Here is a 22,302-nt window from a genome sequence, read left to right as displayed (position 1 = left end):
ACCCAAACCTATTAACCTCCCCCTGCCTCCACGCACCCCCTAGACTCGCTGCATCCCGCCTGAGGACCGCCCCCATGCCCGAGACCCTGCTCAGCCCCCGCAACCTTGCATTCGAGCTCTACGAAGTCCTCGACGCCGAAGCCCTGACCCAACGCCCCCGCTTCGTCGAGCACAGCCGCGAGACCTTTGACGCAGCACTGTCCACCGCGCGCACCATCGCCGAAAAATTCTTCGCCCCGCACAATCGCAAGGCCGACGAAAACGAGCCGCGCTACGTGAACGGCCGCGCCGAATTGATCCCTGAAGTGAAGCCCGCCGTCGACGCCTTCCTCGAGGCCGGCTTCCTCAACGCCAACCGCGACTTCGAAGCCGGCGGCATGCAACTGCCCAGCCTGGTCTCGCAGGCCTGTTTCGCTCACTTCCAGGCAGCCAACGCTGGCACCACGGCCTACCCGTTCCTGACCATGGGTGCGGCCAACCTGATCGAAAGCTTCGGCACCGACGAACAGAAACGCCTGTACCTGCAGCCGATGATCGAAGGTCGCTACTTCGGCACCATGGCGCTGACCGAACCCCATGCGGGCTCGTCGCTGGCTGACATCCGCACCCGCGCGGAGCCCGCAAGCGACGGCACTTACCGACTCAAGGGCAACAAGATCTTCATCTCTGGCGGCGACCACGAACTGTCGGAGAACATCGTGCACATGGTGCTGGCCAAGTTGCCGGATGCACCACCTGGGGTTAAGGGCATTTCGCTGTTCATCGTGCCGAAGTATCTGGTCAACCAAGACGGCGAGCGCGGCCCGCGCAACGACGTGCTGCTGGCCGGGCTGTTCCACAAGATGGGCTGGCGCGGCACCACCTCCACGGCGCTCAACTTTGGCGACAACGGCCAGTGCGTCGGCTACCTGGTAGGCCAGCCGCACCAGGGCCTGGCGTGCATGTTCCAGATGATGAACGAAGCGCGTATCGGCGTCGGCATGGGCGCGGTGATGCTCGGTTACGCCGGTTACCTCTACTCCCTGGAGTACGCTCGGCAGCGGCCCCAGGGTCGGCTGCCGGACAACAAGGACCCGCAAAGCCCCGCGGTGCCAATCATCGAACACACCGACGTAAAGCGCATGCTGCTGGCGCAGAAGGCTTACGTGGAAGGCGCCTTCGACCTGGGCTTGTATGCCGCGCGGATATTCGACGACACCCATACCGCCAGCGACGAAAGCGCCCGCAAACAGGCCCAGGAACTGCTCGACCTGCTGACCCCGATCGTCAAGTCCTGGCCCTCGACCTTCTGCCTCAAGGCCAACGAACTGGCAATCCAGATTCTCGGTGGCCACGGCTACACCCGTGAGTACCCGGTTGAGCAGTACTACCGCGACAACCGCCTGAACCCGATCCATGAAGGCACCGAGGGTATCCAGTCGCTCGACCTGCTGGGCCGCAAGCTGGCGCAGAACAACGGTGCCGGGCTCAAGCAACTGATCCGCCTGATTGCCGGCAGCGCCGAACGCGCCAGCCACCACCCGGCCCTGGACACCCTTCGCCAGCCGCTGGAGCAGTTGGTCAACCGCCTGCAATCAGTGACCCTGGCGCTGCTCGGCGACCTGGCCGAGGGCAAAGTCGCGGGCGCCCTGGCCAACTCGGCCCTGTACCTCAAGGTCTTCGGCCACTGCGTGATTGGCTGGCGCTGGCTGGAACAGGCGATCCACGCCGAACTTGGCCTGCTCAAGGGCATCCCCGCTGACCGCGACTTCTATCTCGGCAAGCTGCAGGCCGCTCGTTATTTCCTGACCTGGGAAATCCCTGCCTGCCATAATGAGCTGGCATTGCTCGAGGCACGCGACGACACGTGCCTGGCCATGCAAGACGGGTGGTTCTAGGGGGAGCCACCGTGAAAACGGAGGCTTCCAGATGTTCGATTCCAGCGCCCTGCTGCGCCAGCGCTTTGCCGCGCTGCGCAGTACGGCCGAATTGTTTTCCCTGCGCCATGTGAAACAGTCGCACCAGGCGCTTTCGGTTCGCCGCAATGTGGCCGAGCCGCCGGTCTTCAGCCACGACGAGGGCGCCATGCTGACGGTACGGGTCAATGGCGTGGAGGCCTATGCGGCCACCGCCGACCTGTCACAGGCCGGCCTGCAACGGGCACTGGAACAGGCCGAGGCACTGGCTCGACAGATCGCCCGGCACAGCCTGCTCGACTTGCGCGCGCAGCCTGTGACCAGCGCTCGTCATGACCACCTCTCGCCCAACTTCGACCAGCCGGTACCGAGCCTGGCCGACTGCCTTGGCCTGCTTGCCGACGAATCGGCCAGCGTGCCCAAGGACAGCCGCCTGGTGGACTGGCAGGCCAGCCTGGGCCTGAGCCTGGTCGAGCAGACCTACCTGAACTCGGCCGGCGCCGAACTGCGCCATGCCCAGCGCTTCCTGTTCCCGGGCCTGAGCGTTACCGCCAGCGACGGCCAGGACAGCCAGAGCCGCAGCCTGGGCCGCGACAACTTTGGCCAGCAAGGCGGTTTCGAAATCGTCGAGCGCTGTGGCCTGGTCGGCGCTGCCCGCCGGGTCGCCGATGACGCCTTGCAGCTGCTGTTGGCACCCAACACCCCGAGCGGCGCGCGCGACCTGCTGCTGATGCCCGACCAGATGATGCTGCAGATCCACGAGTCCATTGGCCACCCGCTGGAGATGGACCGCATCCTCGGTGACGAGCGCAACTACGCAGGCACCAGCTTCGTCAAGGCCAGCGACTTCGGCCACCTGCAATACGGCTCCAGCCTGCTCAACGTGACCTTCGACCCGACCATCGGCGAAGAGCTGGCCAGTTACAGCTTCGATGACGACGGTACGGCCGCCAGCAAGCAGTTCCTGATCCGTGAAGGCCTGCTGGTGCGCCCTCTGGGTGGGGCCCTGTCGCAATTCCGTTCGGGCCTGGATGGCGTTGCCAACAGCCGCGCCTGCGGCTGGAACCGTGCGCCGATCGACCGCATGGCCAACCTCAATATCGAACCGGGCGACCAGACGCTGGATCAGCTGATCCAGGGCATCGAGCACGGCATCCTGATGCGCACCAACCGCTCATGGTCCATCGACGATGCGCGCAACAAGTTCCAGTTCGGCTGTGAATGGGGCCAGCTGATCGAGAACGGCGAGCTCAAGGGCATCGTCAAGAACCCCAACTATCGCGGCATCTCCGCGCAGTTCTGGCGCAACCTCGCGGCGGTCGGCGACCGCAGCACCTTCCAGGTCCTGGGCACGCCCAACTGCGGCAAGGGCGAACCCAACCAGGTGGTGCGGGTCGGGCATGCCTCGCCTGCCTGCGTATTCCGCCAGATCGATGTATTCGGAGGAGACGCCTGATGAAGCACGTTTTCGAAGCCCTGATCGCGGATGTGCGCCGAGCGTTGCAAGCCGACGAGCAATTCACCCTCGGCTACAGCGCCGAACAGTCGCAATTCGTTCGTTTCAACCACGCCAAGGTGCGCCAGGCTGGCGAAGTGAGCCAGGCCAGCGCCCAACTGCGGTTGATCCGTGACGGCCGCCAGGCGGAACAGCAGGTGACCCTGAGTGGCGACGCGCAACTCGACCAGCAACGCCTGATCGCAGCCTTGGAGCAGTTGCGCCAGACCCTGCCACTGCTGGCCATCGACCCGTACCTGCGCCTGGATGAAAGCGCATGGCACAGCCACAGCCAGCAGACGCAGCCCTTGCCCGCGCTGAGCGAAGTGCTGGCCCTGCTCGAGCGCGAGGCCGGCGACCTGGACCTGGTCGGCATCTATGCCGCCGGCCCGGTCTGCCGAGGCTTCGCCAGCTCGTTCGGGGCCATTGGCTGGCACCAGGCCAACAGCTTCAACTTCGACTGGAGCCTGTTTCACGAAAATGGCGAGGCGGTGAAGGCCAACTATGCCGGCCAACTGTGGAACGCCGACGAATTCACTACCCGCCTGCGCCAGGCACGGGAACAGCTGGGCTTTCTCGGCCGACCGGCTGTGACCCTCAAGCCCGGCAGCTATCGCGCTTACCTGGCACCTGCGGCCATGGACGAAATTGCCGGAATGCTCTGCTGGGGTGGTTTTTCCGCACAGGCCCTGGCCACCGGCAACAGTGCCCTGCAGCGCCTGTACAACGGCGATGCGCAACTGCACCCGATGGTGAGTTTCAGCGAGCAGGTCAGCGGCTCGCTGAGCCCGGCATTCTCCGATGAGGGTTCACCGCGCCTGGATGTACCGCTGATTCAGCAGGGCAAAGCGCTGCAGCGGTTGGTCAGTGCCCGCAGCGCAGCGGAGTTCGAGTTGCTGGCCAATGGCGCCGACAGCTACGAGTCGCCGTGCGCGTTGAGCCTGGCGCCGGGTAACTTGCCCGGCGAGCAGATCCTTGAGCGGCTCGGTACCGGGCTGTACATCAGCAACCTCTGGTACCTGAACTACTCCGACCTGCCAGCGGCACGCATGACAGGGCTGACCCGTTTCGCCACCTTCTGGGTGGAAAACGGCCAGATTCAGGGGCCGGTGAGGACCATGCGCTTCGATGACAGCCTGTACAGCTTGCTTGGCAGCCAGCTGGAGGACCTGACCCAGGAGCGCGAGATGATCCTCTCGACCAGTACCTATGGACAGCGCAGTACCGGGTCGAGTCATCTGCCGGGGGCGCTGGTCAAAGGTCTGACCCTGACATTGTGATTGCCATTACCTGCCTCTTCGCAGCTAAAGCCGCTCCACCGGGGTTATTCGATCCCTGTGGGAGCGGCTTTAGCCGCGAAGAGGCCGGAACAGACGGAAGAAGACGTCATGCCTGATCGAGCACCGCTAGACCCCACCACCACCCGCTGGCTGCCCTGGGTGGTGGCCATCGCCTTCTTCATGCAGTCCCTGGACGGCACTATCCTCAACACCGCCCTGCCGGCCATGGCACGTTCGCTGGCCGAAGACCCGCTGCGCATGCAGGGCGTGATCATCGCCTACATGCTCACCGTGGCCCTGCTGATTCCCGCCTCCGGCTGGATCGCCGACCGCTTCGGCACCAAGCGCATCTTCTTCAGCGCCATCCTGCTGTTCAGCTTCGGCTCGCTGCTGTGCGCCACGGCCAACAGCCTCGGCTTCCTGATCTTTGCCCGCGTCGTGCAGGGCCTGGGCGGTGCGCTCATGCTGCCGGTGGGGCGCCTGGTGGTGCTACGTGCCTACCCACGCACCGAGCTGGTGCGGATCATGAGTTTCATCACCATCCCTGGCCTGCTCGGCCCGTTGCTGGGCCCGACCCTGGGCGGCTGGCTGGTGGAGATCCTCAGCTGGCACTGGATCTTCCTGATCAACCTGCCAGTCGGTGCACTGGGCTGCTATGCGGCGTGGAAGTTCATCCCCGACCTGCGCGGGGTGGAGCGCACCCGCTTCGACGGGCCCGGCTTCATCCTGTTCGGCGCAGCGATGGTGTTGATCACCATTGCCATGGAAGGCCTGGGCGAACTGCACCTGCCTCACCTGCGGGTGATGTTGCTGCTGTTCGCCGGCATGGCCTGCCTGGCCGCCTACTGGCTGCGTGCAGGGCGCGACCCGGAGCCGCTGTTCTCGCCCAGCCTGTTCCGCGTGCGCACCTTTGCCATAGGCATCCTCGGTAACCTGTTCGCGCGCCTGGGCAGCGGCGCCTTGCCGTTCCTGGTGCCGTTGCTGCTGCAAGTGGCGCTGGGCTATTCGCCGGCTCAGGCCGGCATGAGCATGATTCCCCTGGCCGCCTCGGCGATGCTGGCCAAGTCCGTCGCCCGTTCACTGATCGAGCGCCTGGGCTATCGCATCGTGCTGACCGGCAACACCTTGCTGCTGGGCATCCTGCTGGCCAGCCTGGGCCTGGTCGACGAACAGACGCCGTACGCCGTGCTGCTGGTGCAACTGGCCTTGCTCGGCGCGGTCAACTCGATGCAGTTCACGGCGATGAACACGGTGACCCTGATCGACCTCGACGATGCCAGTGCCAGCAGCGGCAACAGCCTGCTGTCGGTGGTCGCGCAGCTGTCGCTGAGCCTTGGCGTGGCCTGCGCCGGTGCCTTGCTCGGCGGTTTCACTGCGGCAGGCAGTTCCGAGGGCGTGGAGACCACCTTGGGTGCGTTCCAGCTGACCTTCGTCACCATCGGGGTGATGGCCATGCTGGCGGCGGCGATCTTCCTGCAACTGTCGCCGACGGACGGAAGGCGTGCCCGTCGTCCGGAACAACACATGGAGTCGTAGGGCGAATGGCCACGAGGCTGGTAGACTGTGCGGCATTTTTCGCTTCGCAACGCAGGCCCGCCTCGTGACCACCGAATCCACCGCCTTTGCCACCTTGCCGCTGTCCACCGCCATGCTGGCCAACCTGGACGCCCTCGGCTACGCCTCGATGACGCCGATCCAGGCCCAGAGCCTGCCCGTCATCCTGCGCGGCCAGGACCTGATCGCCCAGGCCAAGACCGGCAGCGGCAAGACTGCCGCCTTCGGCATCGGCCTGCTCAACCCGATCAACCCGCGCTACTTCGGCTGCCAGGCGCTGGTGCTGTGCCCTACTCGCGAGCTCGCCGACCAGGTGGCCAAGGAGCTTCGCCGCCTGGCCCGTGCCGAGGACAACATCAAGATCCTCACCCTCTGCGGCGGCGTGTCGCTGGGCCCACAGATAGCCTCGCTGGAGCACGGTGCGCACATCATCGTCGGCACCCCAGGGCGCATCCAGCAGCACCTGGACAAAGGCACCCTGGTGCTCGATGGCCTGAACACCCTGGTGCTGGACGAAGCCGACCGCATGCTCGACATGGGTTTCTTCGACGCCATCGCCAGCATCATCGGCAAGACCCCGTCGCGCCGCCAGACCCTGCTGTTCTCGGCCACCTACCCGACCGGCATCGAACAGCTGGCCGCCGACTTCATGCGCAAGCCGCAACAGGTCAAGGTCGAAAGCCTGCACACTGACAACCAGATCGAGCAGCGCTTCATCGAGATCGACCCGCAGCAACGACTGGAAGCCGTCACTCGCGTGCTTGGCCACTATCGCCCGCAATCGTGCGTGGCGTTCTGCTTCACCAAGCAGCAGTGCGAGGACGTGGTTGCCCACCTGACCGCCAAGGGCATCGTCGCCCAGGCCCTGCATGGTGACCTGGAGCAGCGTGACCGCGACCAGGTGCTGACCATGTTCGCCAACCGCAGCAGCTCGGTCCTGGTGGCCACCGACGTGGCGGCCCGCGGCCTGGATATCGACGGCCTGGACATGGTCATCAACGTCGAGCTGGCGCGTGATGCCGAGATCCATGTGCACCGCGTGGGCCGTACCGGCCGTGCCGGTGAGAAAGGTGTGGCGGTCAGCCTGGTGGCGCCAGCCGAAGGCCATCGTGCCCAGGCCATCGAAGACCTGCAGAAAAGCCCGTTGCGCTGGGACCAGCTGGACAGCCTGAAGAACAAGGGCGAGCCGTTGTTGCCGCTGATGAGCACGCTGTGCATCGCCGCCGGGCGCAAGGACAAGCTGCGTCCGGGCGACATCCTGGGTGCGCTGACCGGGGACGCCGGGATCCCGGGCAAACAGGTGGGCAAGATCGCCATCTTCGATTTCCAGGCCTTCGTTGCCGTGGAACGGCCTCTGGCAAAGCAGGCCATGCAGCGCTTGAACAGCGGCAAGATCAAGGGCCGGTCCCTGAAAGTCCGTATCGTCTGATCATTCTTGGGGGCCGCTGGGCGGCCCATTCGCGGGACGAGCCCGCTCCCACAGGATCACCAAAATCCTTGAGAGCGGCGCTGTACCTGTGGGAGCGGGCTCGTCCCGCGAATGGGCTGCAAAGCAGCCCCGGCAATTGCGAAGAGGTAACACCGTGCACTCCACCGACGTGATCATCCTCGGCGCCGGCGCCGCCGGCCTGATGTGCGCCCAGCTCAGCGCCCGCCGTGGCCGCCGGGTGCTGCTGCTCGACCACGCCAACAAGCCCGGCAAGAAGATCCTCATGTCCGGCGGCGGGCGCTGCAACTTCACCAACATGTACACCGAACCGAGCAACTTCCTCTCGCACAACGCGCACTTCTGCAAGTCAGCCCTGGCCCGCTACACCCAGTGGGACTTCATCGAGCTGGTCAGCAAGCACGGCGTGCCGTACCACGAGAAGAAGCTCGGCCAGCTGTTCTGCGACAACAAGGCCAGCGACATCCTCGACATGCTCCTGGCCGAGTGCGACGAGGCCGGTGCCGAGATCCGCATGCACACCAGCATCGAACAGATCGAGAAGACCGAAGCCGGCTACCTGCTGCAAACCAGCGGTGGCCAGTTCGCCTGCCAGTCGCTGGTGATCGCCACCGGCGGCCTGTCGATCCCGACCCTGGGCGCCACCGGCTTTGGTTACCAGGTGGCCCGCCAGTTCGGCCACACCCTGCTGCCGACCCGCGCCGGGCTGGTGCCGTTCACCATCACCGAGCCCCAACTCAAGGCACTGTGCACCGAGTTGTCGGGCACCTCGCTCGACTGCACGGCCAGCTGCAACGGCACCAGCTTCCGCGAGAACCTGCTGTTCACCCACCGCGGCCTCAGTGGCCCGGCGATCCTGCAGATCTCGTCGTTCTGGGAAGCCGGCGACACGGTGGAGATCAACCTGCTGCCGGATCGCGATGCGCTGAGCTGGCTGCAGCAGATGCAGGCCGAGCGCGCCAACACCGAACTGAAGACCGTGCTGGGCGAGGTGTTCACCCGCAAGCTGGCCAACCTGCTGGCCGAGCAGTGGTTCGAGTCCCGGCCGATGAAACAGTACACCCCAGCGGAACTGGCGCAGATCGCCGAAAAACTGGCGAACTGGCAAGTGGTGCCGGCCGGCACCGAAGGCTACCGCACCGCGGAAGTGACCCTCGGTGGCGTGGACACCCGCGAAGTGTCGTCCAAGACCATGGAATCGCTGAAAAGCCCTGGGCTGTATTTCATCGGCGAAGTGCTCGACGTCACCGGCCATCTGGGCGGTTTCAATTTCCAGTGGGCCTGGGCATCCGCCAACGCCGCTGCGCAGTTCGTGTAGAGTAGAATCCATTCAGCAGCACGGAACGCTTCTTGCTGGCCGTGCTGCAATGCATTCATTCGATCACTGCCTAGCAGGCCATCATGTCATCGAGTTCGTTCCGTCAGTCACTGCGTCGCCTGTGGGGCCAAGACAAGTTCAGCTACAGCATCCGGGTCACCATCGCCCTCACCGGCAGCCTGGCCCTGTGCTGGTACCAGAACGAGATGGCCCTGCTGATTCCACTGTTCCTCGGCATCATCGCCAGCGCCCTGGCCGAGACCGATGACAGCTGGCAGGGCCGCCTCAGCGCCCTGGCCGTTACCCTCAGCTGCTTTGCCATCGCCGCGCTGGCGGTCGAGTTGCTGTTCCCCTACCCATGGATCTTCGTCATCGCCCTGGCCCTGGCCGCGTTCGGCCTGACCATGCTCGGCGCCCTTGGCGAGCGCTATGGCGCGATTGCCTCGGCCACGCTGATCACCTCGGTGTACACCATGATCGGCGTGGACCAGCGTGGCGGGCAGGTCACCGACTTCTGGCACGAGCCGATGCTACTGGTGGCGGGCGCGGCCTGGTACGGCCTGCTCTCGGTGCTCTGGCAGGCGCTGTTTTCCAACCAGCCGGTGCAGCAGAGCCTGGCCAAGCTGTTCTTCGAACTCGGCAGCTACCTCAAGCTCAAGGCCAGCCTGTTCGAGCCGATCCGCAACCTCGATGTCGAGGCCCAGCGCCTGGCGCTGGCCCAGCAGAATGGCAAGGTGGTGGCGGCGCTCAATGCGGCCAAGGAAATCATCCTGCACCGGGTCGGCAACAGCCAGCCGAACTCCAAGGTCAGCCGCTACCTCAAACTGTACTTCCTGGCCCAGGACATCCACGAACGGGTCAGCGCCTCGCACTACCCTTACAACGCCCTTAACGAGGCGTTCTTCCACAGCGATGTGATGTTCCGCTGCCAGCGACTGCTGCGCAAACAGGGTGCCTCCTGCCAGGAGCTGGCCCGCTCGATCCGCCTGCGCCAGCCTTTCGTGCTGGCCACCGGCTTCGCCGAAGCCCTGGAAGACCTCAACGCTTCGCTGGAACACCTGCGCATCCAGAGCAACCCGGCCTGGCGTGGCCTGTTGCGTTCGCTGCGCGCCCTGGCTGCCAACCTGGCAACCCTCGACCGCCTGCTAAGCGCCGCCAGCAATCCCGACAGCCTGGCCGATGCCAGCGACAGCAGCCTGCTGGACCGCTCGCCACGCAGCCTCAAGGACGTGTGGACGCGCCTGCGCACCCAGCTGACACCGACCTCGCTGCTGTTCCGCCATGCCCTGCGCCTGCCGCTGGCGCTGTCGATCGGCTATGGCATGGTGCACCTGATCCACCCGACCCAAGGCTACTGGATCATCCTCACCACGCTGTTCGTCTGCCAGCCCAACTATGGTGCCACCCGACGCAAGCTGGTGCAGCGGATCTTCGGCACTGCGATCGGCCTGACCGTCGGCTGGGCGCTGTTCGACCTGTTCCCCAACCCGGTCATCCAGTCGCTGTTCGCCGTGGCGGCGGGCGTGGTGTTCTTCGTCAACCGCACCACCCGTTACACCCTGGCCACCGCAGCGATCACGCTGATGGTGTTGTTCTGCTTCAACCAGATCGGCGATGGCTACGGCCTGTTCCTGCCGCGCCTGTTCGATACCCTGGTCGGCAGCCTGATCGCCATTCTCGCGGTGTTCCTGTTCCTCCCCGACTGGCAGGGCCGGCGCTTGAACAAGGCGCTGGCCAACACCCTGGCCTGTGCCAGCGTGTACCTGCGCCAGATCATGCAGCAATACGCCCACGGCAAGCGCGACGACCTCGCCTACCGCCTGGCCCGGCGCAACGCCCACAACGCCGACGCGGCGCTGTCGACCACACTGGCCAACATGCTCATGGAGCCAGGGCATTTCCGTAAGGAAGCCGATGTCGGCTTCCGCTTCCTGGTGCTGTCGCACACCTTGCTCAGTTACCTGTCGGGGTTGGGGGCGCATCGCGATGCAGCCCTGCCGGCAGAAGTACAGGAGCAGTTGATTGATGGCGCCGGGCAGAGTCTGGCCAATAGCCTGGACGAAATTGCCAATGGCCTGGCGGCGCGGCTGCCGGTGGCGATTCACAGCGATGCCGAAGAAGCGCTGGCCGATGCCCTGGAGCAGATGCCCGAAGAGCTGGATGAGCACCAGCGGCTGGTACAGACGCAGCTGGCGTTGATCTGCCGGCAGCTGGGGCCGCTGCGCACCTTGGCCGCGCACCTGATCAAAGAGGGCTCACCGGCCTGATTTCTCGTTGCCTTTGCCGGCCTCTTCGCGGGGCAAGCCCGCTCCCACAGGTCCCCCGCTAGGCTCAAGGGTTGTAGATAACCTGTGGGAGCGGGCTTGCCCCGCGAAGAGGCCGGCGAAGGCGTTACAAGTCAAAAGCCATGCTGGCGCATCAGCCGTGCATAGCTGCCATCGGCCTTCATCGCCGCGATGGCCTGTTCGAACCGCTCGACGATCTGCTGGTGATCGGGGTGCTTGAGGCTCACCAGGATATGCAAGGTATTCTCTGCCAGCGGCGGCCCCACCAACGTCACGCCCTCGCGCACTGCCTGCGGCTCGCGTTGCAGGTTGTAGCGGGCCACGTATTCATCTTCCACGGCCAGGTTGACTCTTCCGGCTGCCAGCATGCGTACGGCGGTGGAGAAGTTGCGTACCGCCACCTTGTTCAAGCGGGTATCGCTATCGAATGCGGGTGAATAGGCATAGTCACGCACGACCGCAATACTGTAGGGAAAAAGATCGCCCTGATTTTCGTAGCTGAAGGTGTCGTCCCTGCGCTTGAGCAGGCGAATGCGATTGCTCAGGTAGCCCTTGAAAAACTGCCCGATCTGTTTGCGCGCATCGTTGTACCAGGCACTGATCAGCACGTCGTAGCGCCCTTCGCCAATGCCCATCAATGCCCGCGCCCAAGGCACTTCCTCGTAGCCGCTAGCATACCCCGCACGAGCCAGCGCTGTAGTGACCAGGCTGGTGGCCAGCCCGCCACCCGGCATGGCGCTGTCGGTGAACGGCGGCCAGTTGTCGGCCACCAACCGCAGCCTGTCCTGGCCGAAAGCAGGTGCTGCCAGGAGCACACCCAGCAAACCCAACGCGCAAAGCAGTGGCCGCATGCAGATGTCCTTTTGCAGTGGGAGGCACACGCTGTGAAAGGCGATTCGCAGATGAGGTTACACAAAGCCGTCGCCTGGGGCAGCGGCCAATAATGTCATTTAGCCTCTATTTTGGCCGAACTGCGAAAATTTGCGATGATCAGTCATCCATTTCAGGAGTTACCCCATGTCCATCCGCTGGCTCTGCAAGCATCACTCCGACCTCGAAAAGCAGGAGCTGTACGCCATCCTGCAACTGCGTACCGCCGTGTTCGTGGTCGAGCAACGCTGTGCCTACCAGGAAGTCGATGGCCAGGACCTGACGGGCGACACACTGCACCTGATGGGCTGGCAGGGTGACAAGCTGGTGGCCTACCTGCGCCTGCTCGACCCGCAGTCCCAGGGTGGCGATGTAGTCATCGGGCGAGTGGTGACCTCACCTGATGCGCGCGAGCTGAAACTCGGGCATCCGTTGCTGCTCAAGGGGCTGGAAGCAGCCGAGCACTGCTGGCATGGCACGCCGGTGTACCTGTCAGCCCAGGCACACCTGCAAGGTTTCTATGCCCGCCACGGTTTCGAGGTGGTCGGCGAGCAGTACCTGGAAGACGATATTCCGCATATCGGCATGCGCAAGGTCATGGATACCCCAGTACTTCCCTGATCTGCCGCAGGTGTTGGATGATCCACTGCTTGTCGATCGCCCCCCAGTCATGGATGCGGTAATGCCCGGCATGATTGCGCGCCCCTTCCAGCTGCTCGAACTCGCAAACGATGTCCAGGTCGGCGAGTGCGGCGATGGTGTCCTGTGCCGTTCGCCGCGGCATGCCGGTAGCCTCCATCAGCGCCGGCACGCTGGTGGCGGTCTGGCTATCGATCAGCCAGGCCACGTACAGGCGGCGGTAGAAACTGCTCTTGGTCTTGCTCACATCCATGCTGCGTGATCCTTACAGGTTGCCCGGCAACTCCCGATAGGTCAGGTAGACGCGCAGGTCGAATTCCAGTTGGTGGTAAGCCGGCTCCATGTGCTGACAGAGCTGGTAGAACGCCTTGTTGTGATCACGCTCGCGCAGGTGCGCCAGTTCGTGTACCACGATCATGCGCAGGAATTCCGGCGCCGCCTCCTTGAACAGCGAGGCGATACGGATTTCCTTCTTTGCCTTGAGCTTGCCGCCTTGCACCCGCGACACTGCGGTATTGAGCCCCAGGGCCCGATGGGTCAGGTCCAGGCGGTTGTCGAACAGCACCTTGTCCAGGTTTGGCGCACTGCGCAGGTATTGCTGGCGCAGGTCCTGGGCATAACCGTACAGCGCCTTGTCGCTCTGCACGTCATGGCGGCCAGGGTAGCGGCGCTGCAGGTACTCGCCCAGGCGGTCGCTGTCGATCATCTGCCGCACCTGCTCCTGCAGGTGCGGTGGGTAGGCTTGCAAATAGCGTAATACGGTCATGGCACGGCATTCGGCGTAACGAATGCCGATTCTAGCCAATCATGGCTGCAGCCAGGGAAAAATCGCGTTGAAGGCAGTGGCATCCACCGCCGTCATGGGGCGTGCGACCAGAAAGCCCTGTACGTAAGCGCAACCGTTTGCCTTCAGCCACGCAGCCTGGGCCTGTGTTTCAACCCCCTCTGCGATCACGGTGATGCCGTAGTCCGCGCACAGGCCGATGACACTGCGCACCAATGCAGCATCCACCGCAGAATCCGGCAGCCGCGCTACCAGATGGCGGTCCAGCTTCAACGTGTCGATGTGCAGGTCGCGCAACATGCGCAGCGAGCAGTCACCCGCGCCAAAATCGTCCAGCGCCACACGCACACCCAACTCGCGCAAGCGGTGAATCTGCTTGATCGCCGTGTCGATGTTGTACATCAGCGAGGTCTCGGCCACCTCGACCTCCAACTGCGCCGGGTCGAGCTGATATTCCTGGATTACCCGCTGCAGCTCATCGACCAGGCTGGGCATGGAGAACTGCGCGCGGCTCAGGCTGATGCCCAACACCACTTCCGGGGCAAAATGCTGGCACCAGGCCTTACGCTGTGCGGCTCCTTGGCGGTAGATCCAGCTGGCCAGGCGGTTGATCAGCCGGGCTTCTTCCAGCAACGGTATGAACAGCCCCGGCGGCACATCACCAACGCTGGGGTGCTGCCATCGCAGCAGGGCCTCGAACCCCCGCAGCTGGCCATCGGCAAAGGCCACCTGGGGTTGGTAGACAAGGCTGAAATCCTGGACCTCGATGGCATTGCGCACGCTGTCTTCAAGCATCAGCCGCGAGCGGGCACGGCCATTGAGTTCCTGATCATAGAAACGATACTGCTGACGACCGGCCTGCTTGGCTGCATACATCGCCGTATCGGCAGCGCGTAGCAAGCCTTCGACATTGCTGCCACAGTCGGGATAAGTGGCGATACCGATGCTGACGCCCAGGCACACATCCAGCCCTTCCACCTGCTGCTGGATCGACACCCGCTCAAGCAGTTTCTCGGCATAGCGGCCGGCCTGTTCCGGATAGGGCAGGCCGTCGAACAGCGCGGTGAACTCGTCGCCCCCCATGCGCGCCAGCAGGGCCTCGCTGCCCAGGCAGTCCTTGAGCTGCTCGGCCACCCAGTGCAGCACGCGGTCACCGGCCTCATGGCCCAGCGAGTCATTGATCCGCTTGAAGCCATCGAGGTCCATGTACATCAGGGCCTGGGTCTTGTTCGAGCGCTCGCCGCGCAGCAAAGCGCCTTCGGCGGCCTGGTAGAAGCCGCGGCGGTTGAGCAGCCCGGTCAAGGGGTCGGTCACCGCCTGGTACTCGAGCTGCTGGTGCAGATTGCGCTCAACCGACATGTCCAGCACCGTGACCACCATCGCCTGTTGCTCCACCGGCAACGGCGCGCACGACAGCGCCACGGGCACCAGCTGACCACCCGGGGTACGCAGGAGGGCATCATGGACCCGCACGATCTGCCGCGCGAGATAGGCGTTGTGGAATTCGGATTCGCTCCACAAGGTTGCATTGGCCAACTGCAGCAGATCGAGCAGGTGGGCGCCCTGCAGTTGTTCGACCGGGGTATGCATCAGGCGCGAGATCGCCGGATTGGCAAAGCTGATGACACCCTCGGCGCCGACCACGAGGATGCCTTCGGCGGCATTTTCCAGGATCGAAGCATTGAACGCCCTGGCGGCCTCCAGCTCGCGGGTCAGCCGCTGTAGCATGCGCCGGTTACGCTGCTGGTCCAGCTGCGCCTGCACCTTGGGTTTGAGAATCTGTGGATCGAAGGGCTTGAACAGGTAATCCACCGCACCACTGGCATAACCCTTGAGCACGGCAGCATCGGACTGCTCGTTGGCGGTAAGGAAAATAATCGGGGTCAGGCGGGTTCGTTGGCTGCCGCGCATCAGGCGAGCGACCTCGAAGCCGTCCATTTCCGGCATCTGCACATCGAGCAGCACCAGATCGACCTCGTGTTCGAGCAAAGTACCCAAGGCTTCCATCCCTGAGCTTGCCGTCAACACCTGCCAATCACTACGTGCCAACAAGGCCCGCATGCTGATGAGGTTTTCCGGGTAATCATCTACCACCAGGAGAACCGATTTGCCATCCAGTGGCTGAGGGTAAGCGCCATCCATGCTGCTTCTCTTGTTTGACCGACTTCGACTTGCTATTGGATCCGTTTAATACTCTAGACCTGCCGTTGCGACTAGCAATGCAATCAGATCGCTATCAGTGAATAAGTTTCACGGTAGCCGACTAACGGTTGCCTTGCCGTATTTTCAACGCATAAAAAAACCCGCATCGCTGCGGGTTTTTTCTTCGTGCGCCTGTGGATCAGTTGACCTTGGCGGCCAGCTCACCCTTCAGATAGCGCTGGAACATGCCTTCCAGGGAGATCGGCTTGATCTTCGAGGCATTGCCGGCAGTACCGAACGCTTCGTAACGGGCGATGCACACGTCACGCATCGCTTTCACGGTTTCACCGAAGAACTTGCGCGGGTCGAACTCGCTCGGGTTCTGTGCCATCAGGCGGCGCATGGCACCGGTGGACGCCAGGCGCAGGTCGGTGTCGATGTTGACCTTGCGCACGCCGTGCTTGATGCCTTCGACGATCTCTTCGACCGGTACGCCGTAGGTCTCTTTGATGTCACCGCCGTACTGGTTGATGATCGCCAGCCACTCTTGCGGTACCGAGGAAGACCCGTGCATCACCAGGTGGGTGTTAGGGATGCGCTTGTGGATTTCCTTGATGCGGTCGATGGCCAGCACGTCACCGGTAGGTGGCTTGGTGAACTTGTAGGCACCGTGGCTGGTGCCGATGGCGATGGCCAGGGCGTCCACCTGGGTCTTCTTGACGAAGTCGGCGGCTTCTTCCGGGTCGGTCAGCATCTGGCTGTGGTCCAGCACGCCTTCGGCACCGATGCCGTCTTCTTCACCGGCCATGCCGGTTTCCAGCGAACCCAGGCAACCCAGCTCACCTTCCACCGAAACGCCGCAGGCGTGGGCCATGGCCACGGTCTGCTGGGTGACGCGGACGTTGTACTCGTAGTCGGTCGGAGTCTTGCCGTCCTCGCCCAGCGAGCCGTCCATCATCACCGAGCTGAAGCCCAGCTGGATGGAACGCTGGCACACGTCAGGGCTGGTGCCGTGGTCCTGGTGCATGCACACCGGGATGTGCGGGAATTCTTCGATGGCGGCCAGGATCAGGTGGCGCAGGAACGGTGCACCGGCGTATTTGCGGGCGCCGGCCGAAGCCTGGACGATCACCGGGGAGTCGGTCTTGTCGGCCGCTTCCATGATGGCGCGCATCTGCTCGAGGTTGTTGACGTTGAAAGCCGGAACGCCGTAACCGAACTCGGCGGCGTGGTCCAGCATCTGGCGCATGCTAATGAGTGCCATTGTGTATCTCTCTCCCGACAAGCGTCGTTTGTTTCGTGCAAGCCTGCCGCAGGGGCGGTTGCTGTTCAAGTAGTGTGGGCCGCCTGTGCGGCCCGGCCAGTCACGGTGCCTTGCAGCCCCGCCCAATCAGATCGTTGGTTGCCACCCAGTACACCAGGCCTTCTTCGCCCTTGGTGTGGAAGGCCAGCACGCCATCGCTGTACAGCGCGCCAGAGGCGCCCGGCTCGGACTTCAGCCGGTAGACCTGGTCGCCACCGCCGAGGCGTACGTCAACCTGGTCCCGTTGTGCATCCGTGAAGCGCCACAGCACTTCAGCCTGGGTATCGCAGACCCAGCGGGTCCAGTTGTCCGCCGGGGCGGAAGGTGCTGGCTGTATCAGCGAGCATCCTGCCAGTGTCGCCAGGGCCATCGAGGCCAGCAGCGCTTTCATTACATATCCTCTAGATGACCACACAGCGGTCGCTTGGTTGCCTGCCCCGACGAAACGCACAGTATCAGGGGCAACCCGGCGCCTGGCGCTGGTGTTCTTCGTCATACTTTTCCAGGCCTTCCGGGCCTACGCGCTTGCTGATGACCGGCACGGTCTCGGCCTGCCACTCAGACTGGTAACAGCCACCCTTGGGCGGCTGCGCCGGGTCAGCATCCGACGACGGGCTGCTGGAGCAGGCGCCCAGCAGACCGGCCAGCAACATCACAGGCAATAGCTTGACCATCAGGTCGCTCCCTTTGCCAGGCGCCACCATGGTCAGGCTTTTGCCCGCTCTTCCAGGATCGCCACGGCTGGCAGCACCTTGCCTTCGACGAACTCGAGGAAGGCACCGCCACCGGTAGAAATGTAGGAGATATCCTTGCTGACGCCATATTTGTCGATGGCAGCCAAGGTATCGCCACCACCGGCGATGGAGAATGCAGCGCTTTCAGCGATGGCCTTGGCCAGCACCTTGGTGCCATTGCCGAACTGATCGAACTCGAACACGCCGACCGGGCCGTTCCACAGGATGGTCTTCGACGACTTCAGCAGCTCGGCGAAATTGGCAGCGGTCTGCGGGCCGATATCCAGGATCATGTCGTCTGCGGCAACGTCGCCGATGGCCTTGACGGTGGCTTCAGCGTCCTCGGCAAACGCTTTGGCAACCACGACGTCGACCGGCAGCGGCACGCTGACCTTGGCGGCAATGGCCTTGGCGGTTTCGACCAGGTCAGGCTCGTACAGCGACTTGCCAACCGGGTGACCGGCAGCGGCCAGGAAGGTGTTGGCGATGCCACCACCGACGATCAGCTGGTCGCAGACGCTGCTCAGGCTGTTCAGCACGTCCAGCTTGGTCGACACCTTGGAACCGGCAACGATGGCCGCCATCGGCTTGGCTGGGGCCTTCAGGGCTTTGCCCAGCGCGTCCAGCTCGGCCGCCAGCAGCGGGCCTGCGGCGGCAACCTTGGCGAACTTGGCTACGCCATGGGTGGAGCCTTCGGCGCGGTGAGCGGTGCCGAAAGCATCCATGACGAACACGTCGCACAGGGCGGCGTACTTTTGCGCCAGCTCGTCAGCGTTCTTCTTCTCGCCCTTGTTGAAACGCACGTTTTCGAAAAGCACCAGGTCACCGGCGTTCACCTGGACACCGTCCAGGTAGTCGGCCACCAGTGGCACTTCGCGGCCCAGGGCCTTGCTCAGGTAGTCGGCAACCGGCTTGAGGCTGTTCTCGGCCGAGAACTCACCTTCGGTCGGGCGGCCCAGGTGCGAGCAGACCATTACCGCCGCACCCTTTTCCAGGGCCAGCTTGATGGTCGGCAGCGCTGCCAGGATACGCGCATCGCTGGTTACCACACCGTCCTTTACAGGTACGTTGAGGTCTTCGCGGATCAGTACGCGCTTACCTTGCAGGTCGAGGTCGGTCATCTTCAACACGGTCATGAATGCAGTCCTTCAGGGCTGTTTGCTGCGGGTTGGGTGGACGACGTGCAGATAATGTTCGGCGACGTCGAGCATACGGTTGGCGAACCCCCATTCGTTGTCGAACCACGCCAGCAGGTTCACCAGGCGTGGGCCTGAAACGCGGGTCTGGCTGGCATCGACGATGGCCGAATGCGGGTCATGGTTGAAATCACAGCTGGCGTGAGGCAGTTCGGTATAAGCCAGCAGGCCTTTGAGCGGGCCGCTCTGCGCCGCCTCGCGCAACACACGGTTGACCTCGGCCGCGCTGGTGTCGCGGGCGGTCTGCAGGGTGATGTCCAGGCACGAGACGTTGACGGTCGGCACGCGTACCGCTTTGGCCTGGATTCGCCCGGCAAGTTCCGGAAGCAGGCGCTCGATACCGCGCGCCAGACCAGTGGACACCGGGATCACCGACTGGAAGGCCGAGCGCGTGCGGCGCAGGTCTTCGTGGTGATAGGCGTCGATCACTGGCTGGTCGTTCATCGCCGAGTGGATGGTGGTGATCTGTACGTACTCGATGCCAAACGCCTGGTCCAGCACACGCAGCAGTGGTACACCGCAGTTGGTGGTGCAGGAGGCGTTGGACACCAGGCGTTCGTTGCCGGTCAGGCAATGCTGGTTGATGCCATAGACCACGGTGGCATCGACATCGGCCTCGCTGGCCATGGGCTGCGAGAACAGCACGCGCGGCGCGCCGGCATCGAGGAATCGCTGGCCATCGGCGCGGGTGTGGTAGACGCCGGAGCACTCCAGCACCAGGTCGATCCCCAGGCCGGCCCAGTCGATGCCTTCAGGGGTGGCGCTGCGCATGACTTTCACGCAGTCGCCATTGATGTGCAGACAGTCGCCGTCGACCTTCACCTCGCCGGGGAATCGCCCGTGGGTGGAGTCGAAGCGTGTCAGGTATTCGATGCTGGCCTGATCGGCCAGGTCGTTCAGTGCAACGATCTCGAAACCGGCCTTTGCCCCCCGCTCGAACAGTGCGCGCAGGACACAACGGCCGATGCGGCCGTAACCGTTGAGTGCAACTTTGTAAGGACGCGGGTGGGGCATTCGGTGCTCACGAGACAGTTTTATAGTCATCAGCCTGCGGCATGTGGCGTGACCCCTTTCGCGGGCAAGCCCGCTCCCACAGAGTTGCATGCGACCCTGTGGGAGCGGGCTCGCCCGCGAATCAGGGGCGACATCGCCCGCAGATCTCTACATCAGTCTTCCAGCAGCTCTTCGGCGGTGCCCAGGATGTTTTCCAGGGTGAAGCCGAACTCCTCGAACAGTGCAGCGGCCGGAGCCGATTCACCGTAGGTGGTCATACCGATGATACGACCTTCAAGGCCGACGTACTTGTACCAGAAGTCAGCGTGGGCGGCTTCGATGGCGATGCGCGCAGCGACTTCGACCGGCAGTACCGACTGCTTGTAGGCGGCGTCCTGGGCATCGAACACGCTGGTGCAAGGCATGGAAACCACGCGCACCTTGCGGCCCTGCTCGGTCAGCTTGGCTTGCGCCTGAACAGCCAGGCCCACTTCGGAACCTGTGGCGATCAGGATCAGCTCAGGCTCGCCAGCGCAATCCTTGAGCACGTAGCCACCGCGGCTGATGTCGGCGATCTGCTGGGCATCACGCTCCTGGTGCTGCAGGTTCTGGCGCGAGAAGATCAGCGCCGATGGGCCGTCCTTGCGCTCCAGGGCGTTTTTCCAGGACACGGCCGATTCGACTGCGTCGGCTGGGCGCCAGGTATCCAGGTTCGGCGTGCTGCGCAGGCTGGTCAGCTGCTCGATCGGCTGGTGAGTCGGGCCGTCTTCGCCCAGGCCGATGGAGTCGTGGGTGTAGACGTGGATCACGCGCTGCTTCATCAGCGCCGACATGCGCACGGCGTTGCGGGCGTATTCCATGAACATCAGGAAGGTCGCGCCGTAAGGTACCAGGCCACCGTGCAGGGCGACGCCGTTCATGATCGCGGTCATGCCGAACTCACGCACACCGTAGAACACGTAGTTGCCGCTGGCATCGTTGGCTTCGACGCCCTTGCAACCTTTCCACAGGGTCAGGTTGGAGCCAGCCAGGTCAGCCGAACCGCCGAGGAACTCAGGCAGCATCGGGCCGAAGGCGTTCAACGCGTTCTGGCTGGCCTTGCGGCTGGCGATGGTTTCGCCTTTGGCAGCCACTTCGTTGATGTAGGCCTGGGCCTTCTCGCTGAAATCGGCCGGCAGCTCGCCGCTGACACGGCGCTTGAACTCGGCAGCCAGCTCCGGGTAAGCCTTGGCGTACGCGTCAAAGCGCTGGTTCCAGTCGGCTTCGGCCTTGGCGCCGGCTTCTTTGGCATCCCACTCGGCGTAGATGTCCGCAGGAATTTCGAACGGACCGTGGTTCCAGTTCAGTTCCTTGCGGGCCAGGGCGATTTCGTCGTTGCCCAGCGGTGCGCCGTGGCAGTCTTCCTTGCCCTGCTTGTTCGGCGAGCCGAAACCGATGATGGTCTTGCAGCAGATCAGGGTCGGACGGTCGCTCTTGCGCGCGGTGTCGATGGCCATCTTGATTTCGTCGGCATCGTGGCCGTTGACGTTGCGGATGACCTGCCAGTTGTAGGCTTCGAAACGTGCCGGGGTGTTGTCGGTGAACCAGCCGTGCACTTCGCCGTCGATGGAGATGCCGTTGTCGTCGTAGAAGGCGATCAGCTTGTTCAGGCCCAGGGTGCCGGCCAGCGAGGCGACTTCGTGGGAGATGCCTTCCATCATGCAGCCGTCGCCGAGGAACACGTAGGTGTTGTGGTCGACGATGGTGTGGCCTTCACGGTTGAACTGGGCAGCCAGCACTTTCTCGGCCAGGGCGAAGCCCACGGCGTTGGCGATGCCTTGGCCGAGCGGGCCGGTGGTGGTCTCGACGCCCGGGGTGTAGCCGTATTCCGGGTGGCCCGGGGTGCGGCTGTGCAGCTGGCGGAAGCCTTTGATGTCATCGATGGTGACGTCGTAGCCAGTCAAGTGCAGCAGCGAATAGATGAGCATCGAGCCGTGGCCGTTGGACAGCACGAAGCGGTCGCGGTCGGCGAAGCTTGGGTTGCTCGGGTTGTGCTTCATGTAGTCGCGCCAAAGCACTTCGGCGATATCCGCCATGCCCATTGGGGCACCTGGGTGGCCGCTGTTGGCCTTTTGCACGGCATCCATGCTGAGGGCACGAATGGCGTTGGCACGTTCACGACGGCTGGGCATCGCTTATCTCCTGGGGCTTGAAAGAGGTGGTGTTACGAAAAAAGGCGGCCATTTTCGCCCACTGCGGGGGCTGGGGGCAATGACGGATGGTCGCAGTTGGGGGATTTTCCTGTGATTGGCCTCCATTACGGCGAAAAATCCCCCGGCCTCACCCGCCCATCAGCCAATATCAAAACTTTTTGATATTGGCCTTGCG

General features: G+C 63.8%; 18 protein-coding genes. 8 read left to right on the top strand and 10 right to left on the bottom strand.

The genetic code is table 11. The features are described 5' to 3' along the window. The first annotated feature begins 74 nt into the window (after positions 1–74). The 7 genes from ACIPZ5_RS12380 to yccS all read left to right on the top strand — a co-directional run bounded on the left by ACIPZ5_RS12380 (position 75) and on the right by yccS (position 11,256). A complete protein-coding gene (locus ACIPZ5_RS12380) occupies positions 75–1,877 on the top strand; it encodes an acyl-CoA dehydrogenase (protein ID WP_400808877.1) in 1,803 nt (600 codons plus the stop codon). A 31-nt stretch (positions 1,878–1,908) separates the two neighbouring features. Beyond that, the gene (locus tag ACIPZ5_RS12375) at positions 1,909–3,351 is read left to right on the top strand and encodes a TldD/PmbA family protein (protein WP_313710453.1); all 1,443 of its coding nucleotides are present in this window, start codon (positions 1,909–1,911) and stop codon (positions 3,349–3,351) included. Next, complete coding sequence (locus tag ACIPZ5_RS12370; protein WP_400808874.1) at positions 3,351–4,670, top strand: TldD/PmbA family protein; 1,320 nt, start codon at positions 3,351–3,353, stop codon at positions 4,668–4,670. Before ACIPZ5_RS12375 ends, ACIPZ5_RS12370 begins: the two co-directional genes overlap by 1 nt. Positions 4,671–4,778: 108 nt before the next feature. Beyond that, positions 4,779–6,206, top strand: coding sequence for a multidrug transporter subunit MdtD (gene mdtD / locus ACIPZ5_RS12365; RefSeq protein ID WP_261942424.1), 1,428 nt, complete (start codon positions 4,779–4,781; stop codon positions 6,204–6,206). Between the two features lie 112 nt (positions 6,207–6,318). After that, positions 6,319–7,653 carry an ATP-dependent RNA helicase DbpA gene (gene dbpA / locus ACIPZ5_RS12360; RefSeq protein ID WP_400809053.1) on the top strand — a complete coding sequence of 445 codons (1,335 nt, stop codon included), beginning with the start codon at positions 6,319–6,321 and terminating at the stop codon, positions 7,651–7,653. 154 nt (positions 7,654–7,807) lie between these two features. Then, on the top strand, positions 7,808–8,989 hold the full coding sequence (locus ACIPZ5_RS12355; protein WP_343598115.1) for an NAD(P)/FAD-dependent oxidoreductase: 1,182 nt from the start codon (positions 7,808–7,810) through the stop codon (positions 8,987–8,989). A gap of 83 nt (positions 8,990–9,072) precedes the next feature. Continuing rightward, positions 9,073–11,256: a YccS family putative transporter gene (gene yccS, locus ACIPZ5_RS12350; protein ID WP_343598113.1), complete on the top strand. Its 2,184-nt coding sequence runs from the start codon at positions 9,073–9,075 to the stop codon at positions 11,254–11,256. 131 nt (positions 11,257–11,387) lie between these two features. Here the strand turns inward: yccS and ACIPZ5_RS12345 are convergent, their stop codons facing one another. Further along, positions 11,388–12,125 (bottom strand): substrate-binding periplasmic protein, encoded by a 738-nt coding sequence (locus ACIPZ5_RS12345; RefSeq protein WP_400808870.1) that lies wholly within the window; start codon positions 12,123–12,125, stop codon positions 11,388–11,390. 166 nt (positions 12,126–12,291) lie between these two features. Here ACIPZ5_RS12345 and ACIPZ5_RS12340 point away from each other — a divergent pair, with 166 nt between their 5' ends. Beyond that, on the top strand, positions 12,292–12,765 hold the full coding sequence (locus ACIPZ5_RS12340; protein ID WP_343598109.1) for a GNAT family N-acetyltransferase: 474 nt from the start codon (positions 12,292–12,294) through the stop codon (positions 12,763–12,765). On the opposite strand, the gene ACIPZ5_RS12335 is transcribed toward ACIPZ5_RS12340, so the two are convergent. From ACIPZ5_RS12335 to tkt, 9 genes are all read right to left on the bottom strand, one after another. Next, complete coding sequence (locus ACIPZ5_RS12335; RefSeq protein ID WP_343598107.1) at positions 12,740–13,036, bottom strand: winged helix-turn-helix domain-containing protein; 297 nt, start codon at positions 13,034–13,036, stop codon at positions 12,740–12,742. The genes ACIPZ5_RS12340 and ACIPZ5_RS12335 overlap by 26 nt on opposite strands. A 12-nt stretch (positions 13,037–13,048) precedes the next feature. Further along, complete coding sequence (locus ACIPZ5_RS12330) at positions 13,049–13,549, bottom strand: M48 family metallopeptidase (RefSeq protein WP_027920691.1); 501 nt, start codon at positions 13,547–13,549, stop codon at positions 13,049–13,051. A gap of 39 nt (positions 13,550–13,588) precedes the next feature. Continuing rightward, complete coding sequence (locus ACIPZ5_RS12325) at positions 13,589–15,709, bottom strand: putative bifunctional diguanylate cyclase/phosphodiesterase (protein ID WP_400808866.1); 2,121 nt, start codon at positions 15,707–15,709, stop codon at positions 13,589–13,591. A 199-nt stretch (positions 15,710–15,908) separates the two neighbouring features. After that, complete coding sequence (fba, locus tag ACIPZ5_RS12320) at positions 15,909–16,973, bottom strand: class II fructose-bisphosphate aldolase (protein WP_008093958.1); 1,065 nt, start codon at positions 16,971–16,973, stop codon at positions 15,909–15,911. 100 nt (positions 16,974–17,073) lie between these two features. Then, on the bottom strand, positions 17,074–17,403 hold the full coding sequence (locus ACIPZ5_RS12315; protein WP_343598099.1) for an MliC family protein: 330 nt from the start codon (positions 17,401–17,403) through the stop codon (positions 17,074–17,076). Between the two features lie 64 nt (positions 17,404–17,467). Continuing rightward, positions 17,468–17,686, bottom strand: a complete 219-nt coding sequence (locus ACIPZ5_RS12310) for a hypothetical protein (RefSeq protein WP_261942417.1) — start codon at positions 17,684–17,686, stop codon at positions 17,468–17,470. Positions 17,687–17,718: 32 nt separating this feature from the next. After that, entirely contained in the window at positions 17,719–18,882 is a 1,164-nt protein-coding gene (locus tag ACIPZ5_RS12305; RefSeq protein WP_343598095.1) for a phosphoglycerate kinase, read from the bottom strand. A 12-nt stretch (positions 18,883–18,894) separates the two neighbouring features. Continuing rightward, the gene (gene epd / locus ACIPZ5_RS12300; protein WP_343598093.1) at positions 18,895–19,956 is read right to left on the bottom strand and encodes an erythrose-4-phosphate dehydrogenase; all 1,062 of its coding nucleotides are present in this window, start codon (positions 19,954–19,956) and stop codon (positions 18,895–18,897) included. A 152-nt stretch (positions 19,957–20,108) separates the two neighbouring features. Next, positions 20,109–22,106, bottom strand: coding sequence for a transketolase (gene tkt, locus ACIPZ5_RS12295; protein ID WP_400808860.1), 1,998 nt, complete (start codon positions 22,104–22,106; stop codon positions 20,109–20,111). Positions 22,107–22,302 lie beyond the last annotated feature (196 nt).

It is taken from the genome of Pseudomonas sp. NPDC089428 (assembly GCF_044749325.1).
Lineage (GTDB): Bacteria > Pseudomonadota > Gammaproteobacteria > Pseudomonadales > Pseudomonadaceae > Aquipseudomonas.
This window is presented reverse-complemented; position numbering and strand designations above follow the sequence as displayed.